The organism is Caballeronia sp., assembly GCF_049581465.1.
In the GTDB taxonomy this organism is placed as follows: Bacteria; Pseudomonadota; Gammaproteobacteria; order Burkholderiales; family Burkholderiaceae; genus Caballeronia.
This window is the reverse complement of the sequence record NZ_JBAUSA010000297.1, coordinates 1-5,269: the sequence shown is the minus strand read 5'-3', so window position 1 is coordinate 5,269 and position 5,269 is coordinate 1. Positions and strand designations below refer to the sequence as shown.

Here is a 5,269-nt window from a genome sequence, read left to right as displayed (position 1 = left end):
TGCCTTCGACGATTGTTTTTGTCGCCGCATCGTGCGCAAGCTTCGCCGTGAAGGACTGGTCGATCTTGAGTGTATGAGGTGCAAAGTCGGCGAGGTACTTCAGGCTCGAATAGCCGGTACCGAAATCGTCGATTGCGATTCTGACGCCCAGCGCCTTCAGTGCGGAAATCGCTTTTTGAGCTTCGGACGGATTTTCCATCAGTGCCGTCTCCGTCAGCTCTATTTCCAGTTTGTCCGGTGGTATCCGGTATTTTTTCAACGCCCGGTGAACCTGCTGCACTATCGCGTCGCCGCGAAGCTGTCTGGCTGAGACGTTCACGGACATGCCGAGGTTGCTCGCGCCACTGCGTCGCCACTCGGCCAGTTGGCTCAGCGCGCTGTTCAGCACCCACACCCCTACGTCCGCAATAAAACCTGTTTCCTCCAGAATCGGAATGAAAACGCCTGGTGGGATGAGGCCGCGCGCAGGGTGGCGCCACCTTATCAAGGCCTCCGTACTGTGCACGGACCGCGAACCTGGCTCATAAATCGCCTGGAAGTGAAGCAGAAACTGGTCGGACGCCAGCGCATCGGGCAGATCACGCTCCAGCTCGAAATCACCGATGGTTTCCGTAGCTTCCTTGCCAGCGAACCGAAAGCCGTTTCGGCCGGCTTTCTTCGCGGCATACATTGCAACGTCTGCACTGGTCAGGAGCGCTTCATGGTCGGCACCATGTTCCGGATAGAGCGAGATGCCAATGGAAGCAGTCACGAAAGTGCCCGCGCGGTCGTCGCGATCGCTGCGTGAGAGCTCGCGCAGCAGGTGCTCCGCTGCACGCTCGAGCCCCGCTTTTTCCGCGACGCTACCGATAACGACCGCGAATTCGTCACCTCCAATCCGGGCGACATAGGCGTCGGGCGGCAGCGACGCCTTGATGACGCTACTAATACGCTTTAGCAGCCGGTCGGCGGCCATGTGCCCGAGCGTGTCGTTAAGCACCTTGAACCGGTCGAGGTCAACGAACATAAGGCCGAATGGCACGCCGGTTGCGCAGCGCCCCTCCATCTCCCGTAGGAGTGCAGCGCGATTAGCCAGCCCGGTAAGCGAATCCGCGTAGGCCAACCGGTCTAGCGCAATGATCCGCTCCTGCTCAGCGGTGACGTCCTCCGTTGTGCCAATGATGCGCACAACGCTTCCGTGCCTGTCCCGGACCGGATAGCCAGTGCTACGTAACCATCGCACTGAGCCATCGGCTTTCCTGATCCGGTATTGCGCCTTGCCGTCCGTCGAGTCAGTCACAATCCGGCGCATCTCGTTAAGTAACCGGTCAAGGTCGTCGGGGACGACCAGCTCGAGCCACGCGGTCGGATTCTCTCGCAAAACCGCCGGTGTAATTCCGAAGACATCCACAGCACCGGCACTGACGTAGTGGAAATATTCGAAGTTCGCACTGTAGGAATAGAACACCATCTGCATGTGCGCTTCCATCTCCGATATCAGCTCGTTTTTTGCCTGCAACTGGGCCAGCAATTCGGTCTGACTGGTGATGTCGAGCGACGCGCACACGACCGCGACGACGCGACCAGCATCATCCCTGATCGGTATCAACCGGGAGTCCCACCATTTCGGACGGCCGGTCGTGGTGTGGCACAGCCCGCGAAAAGACGTGCGATTCCCTGCGAGCGCTCCGGCAAATGCGGACCTGGCCACCGCACTGTCGTCCCCCTTCCAGAAACCAAGCCAGTCTGCGCCCTCCAGCTCGAGCGGCGATGCGGCGTCCATCAGAGCGGCGCCGTATTCCGAAACGCGCAGCATGCGTCCATCGACGTCAATGAGCTTCGTGCATTCCCCGTTCACATCTAAAAGCGCGCCGGCCAACGTGACGGCGGCCGATTGCCTGGCCCGGTCGGCCGCTAGCGTGCGATAGGTGGCGATCGACATCGCAGCGCCCGCAAAGCATGCGCTCGCGACGTGCATGCTTTGCGGCCAAGCCGCCGGCAGTCTTAGCCAAAGCAGTATCAACATACAGAGCGAGCCGGCGCCAAACCCGGAGACTGCCGTGACGAGAATGCCTTTGGTTCCAACCTTCCGGTAGGTCGAATACCAGATGGAGAAGTACGACAGAAAGAGCTGGATTTGCGGCGTGGCGCTGTCGTTCCCTGCAGCGACGCCTGAAGGATTGCTGATTTGGGTCGAACTGGGAAAGCATGACGACTTCATTTTTGCGCCTGTTATGCTGCGAGTTTTTACCAGTGCGGCCCAGTATGCGACGGACAACGGCTCACTGCGTGAGTGCGTTAACGGCACGGAGCTGGAAAAATGAAGGTGGACATGCCGAAACCACTACCGACGCTCCCGCGTGCCGCATGGCGGTTCCTGCGCACCACTGCGGCCTTGCAGTGCGCTGTGACTGTCGTCGACGGCAGCGACGAGGTAGAAGCCTGGCGCTCAGACGGGTGTCGCAACGCAGCGACGCCGGTGGGTCGGCCTCCAAACGTTTGAGCAACAGCCAGAAACCCGAGTGATCCCAGAGAAACAACCGAACCCGACCGCGGCGCTTATTGGTAAAGGCATAGACCGTCGGGGCAAAGGGATCGAGTCCCAGGGCCTGCTCAACCAGCGCGACCAGTCCGTTGATCCCCTTGCGACCATCCACCGCATCGCGATGAAGCAATACCTTCAGCTCTCCGTCGAATCGGAACATGGCAATGTACTCAGCGCTTGTAGCAGTGACAGCACCTGATCGTCACGGGCATCATTCAGTTCGATCTTCACTCCGTTAGGCAATCGGACTTGCAGACGAGGCACCGCCTCCTTCGGCCGCTCTCGTTCGGCGATCACGGGTATGGACGCAGCCGGCTTTGTCACGTTGAATAGTGGAAGCTGCAAAAGGCCATAGGACGCACTGTTGCTCAGAACGCAGACGGATCTTGGGCGAGCTCAGTCAAACGATGCCAAGAGGCAAAGCGGTCACCGAGTTGCTTGCGATAAAGCGATGGGCGTAGTAGATGTCGCTTGAGCGCGAAGTGCTGCCGAATTGGACCGAAGCTCGACAGGAAAGCCTGCGTGCGTTCCGGAACTCGGAAGCCACGCACGCCCCGAAGGAAGTCCCCGTGGGATCCGACGCTCGCGTTCGCGCGTGGGCTGATGGCCATTTTCGGCCCGATTGTTTAGCCGTGCCCTAGTGTTCCGTTCCACTGATTCGCGTGAAAAGTCTTTGTAGCTTTCGTATTTCATCGGCAGGTCGTCAGGTTCGGTTACCCATCAGACTTGATATCGTGAAATTCGTTTACTCGAAACACTTAGCAATCCAGAAAAATTGCACTCTAGCCAACTCGACCGGCTTCCTTATCCGGTCGAAATTCCAAGGGAGCGCGCCGCCTATCTTAAGCGAGGCTGGTCTCTTCCAACATCCCAACTTCCGAAAGCGCCTTTTCAAGACCTGCTTTGGCAGCATCGGGTCCAAGCGCCATGCCTTCAGCGCGGACCACGGTTACATCCGTAATGCCGATGAAGGAAAGCAGCAGCTTTAAGTGCGGAACCATGAAGTCCGCTGTTGCGGCCGGTCCTTCGCTATAAACACCGCCTGTGGCAACCAGCAGGATCGCGCGTTTGCCCTTCAGCAGACCCTCTGGACCCGCCGCTGTGTATTGGAACGTGCGGCCAGCTTGCAGCACATAATCAAACCACGTCTTCAATTGGACTGGCGCACCGAAGTTATACATCCCTGCGGACAGGACAATGGTGTCAGCGGCCTTGAGTTCGTCGATGAGGGCCGCCACCAGGGCCACCTGTGCCTTCTGTTCTGCGTTCAGCCCTTCCGCTGGGGCAAACAATGCACCAAGCAGAGCTGCATCGAGGACAGGCAGTGGATTCCCGCCCAAGTCGCGCTCTTGGATTTCGATACCCGGGATTACGCCCAGTTGCTTCTTGAAGTGAGCAGCCAGTTGACCTGAGGCCGAGTCTGCGCCACGGACGCTACTTTGGATGATTAGATATTTCGACATTTGCTTTTAACCATTAGTGTGATGCTTTGAGGGCGAACATCCGCCGAATACGCCACCGATTAGGGGGCAAAAACTGACAAGCAATACTTCAGGGCACATCAACCGGAATCGCCGTGATGTGGACTGACGTTGTAGTCTGCGCATGACGCGGCGTCTCACACCTCCGTCGCTGGTTTTGGAATCCACCGACGGATGAAGCACAGCGCGCTATCGCCGGCAATATGCCAATGTCTATAGCTTTCCTAGCATTACCTTCAGAATAAATTCCATGCCTTTCTGGATGCCCGCTTTCGACTAAATTTAACTGTCTTACCGGCTGGAAATTTCCAATTCAACACGACCCTGATTCCAGGCCAGCCTCTGACGTCAATACTTGACGTAGCTCGATTCGAACGGCGATCGCCGTGAGCGCCGAGCCTTGGCATGGACCGTCGATGCATACGCCATCTTCGAAACGAAACATCGCGCTGTGATGGGCACACATCAGAATCTGTGCGTCGTAGGTGCAAAACGTGTTGACCTCGTAATTCAGCCGAATCGAAAAGTGCGGGCAAACGTTGCGGTAGGCCCACGCATCGTCGCCGCGGCGCACCACGACTATTCCCGGTGCGCCGGTTGCGCCAGCGGCGATTTCTATTGCACCCCCGTCAGAAATGTCGTCGAGCGTGCATAAAAAGCCGGCTTGGGGTTCTGGACTGGACGAGTTCATCCTCGCTCCTTTGCTCGAAATACGGCGCGGTACTATTCTGTTTCTCTGCGATGAGCCGCTCTTTTTCCGCGCGCGCCATCCGCCCGCAGCGCCAGCGGTAGAAAGCGTCGAATGGGGCGTGTCAATCGCGTTATCTGTTGCGAACGAAGCGGGTCACTCGCTTTGAAGAAATTTGCGGTCAAGGGTGGTCTCCAATTTTTTGCGGGGTAGGGGCAGTCGTCAGGTTGGCCGTCGACCCTCGAATGCAGCGTCGAGCAGCGCGCGCAGCGGCTCGCGCTCGATCGGCCGAGGGTTCCAGTACGGGTTTTGCAACGCGACGTCGAGCGCGATGTCGATATCGGCTGCACGCATGCCAATGTCTTTCAGCGCGGTCGGTGCGCCGTGATCGTGTGCGAGGTCGAACACGGCTTGCGCGGCGTCGTCGGCGTTCAGTGCGCGGGCGATGCGTTTCATCGCGGCGGGCGCTGCGTCGCGGTTGTACGCCAACGCATGCGGCAACACAATCGTGTGCGTTTCCGCGTGCGGCAGATTGAACGTGCCGCCGAGCGTATGACACAGTTTGTGATGCAACGC

At 58.5% G+C, this 5,269-nt stretch carries 6 protein-coding genes and 2 pseudogenes; 2 read left to right on the top strand and 6 right to left on the bottom strand.

What is annotated here, in order from left to right:
- On the bottom strand, positions 1-1,921 hold a 1,921-nt coding region (locus WCA53_RS07425; RefSeq protein ID WP_423907486.1), incomplete at its 3' end, for a putative bifunctional diguanylate cyclase/phosphodiesterase.
- Between the two features lie 166 nt (positions 1,922-2,087).
- On the opposite strand from WCA53_RS07425, the gene WCA53_RS07420 reads away from it, so the two are divergent.
- A complete protein-coding gene (locus WCA53_RS07420) occupies positions 2,088-2,303 on the top strand; it encodes a hypothetical protein (RefSeq protein WP_423907490.1) in 216 nt (71 codons plus the stop codon).
- Here the strand turns inward: WCA53_RS07420 and tnpB are convergent.
- Positions 2,262-2,600 carry an IS66 family insertion sequence element accessory protein TnpB gene (gene tnpB, locus WCA53_RS07415; protein ID WP_423907484.1) on the bottom strand — a complete coding sequence of 113 codons (339 nt, stop codon included), beginning with the start codon at positions 2,598-2,600 and terminating at the stop codon, positions 2,262-2,264. The genes WCA53_RS07420 and tnpB overlap by 42 nt on opposite strands.
- Here tnpB and WCA53_RS07410 point away from each other — a divergent pair.
- A complete protein-coding gene (locus WCA53_RS07410; protein ID WP_423907488.1) occupies positions 2,502-2,723 on the top strand; it encodes a hypothetical protein in 222 nt (73 codons plus the stop codon). The two genes, tnpB and WCA53_RS07410, sit on opposite strands and share 99 nt — an antisense overlap.
- A 169-nt stretch (positions 2,724-2,892) precedes the next feature.
- On the opposite strand, the pseudogene WCA53_RS07405 reads toward WCA53_RS07410, so the two are convergent.
- From WCA53_RS07405 to WCA53_RS07390, 4 genes and pseudogenes are all read right to left on the bottom strand, one after another.
- A pseudogene (locus WCA53_RS07405) lies at positions 2,893-3,160 on the bottom strand (IS6 family transposase); the annotation flags it as partial.
- A 206-nt stretch (positions 3,161-3,366) separates the two neighbouring features.
- Positions 3,367-3,987 (bottom strand): FMN-dependent NADH-azoreductase, encoded by a 621-nt coding sequence (locus WCA53_RS07400; RefSeq protein WP_423907481.1) that lies wholly within the window; start codon positions 3,985-3,987, stop codon positions 3,367-3,369.
- A 331-nt stretch (positions 3,988-4,318) separates the two neighbouring features.
- Complete coding sequence (locus WCA53_RS07395) at positions 4,319-4,696, bottom strand: Rieske (2Fe-2S) protein (protein ID WP_423907479.1); 378 nt, start codon at positions 4,694-4,696, stop codon at positions 4,319-4,321.
- Between the two features lie 219 nt (positions 4,697-4,915).
- A pseudogene (locus tag WCA53_RS07390) lies at positions 4,916-5,269 on the bottom strand (maleylacetate reductase); the annotation flags it as partial.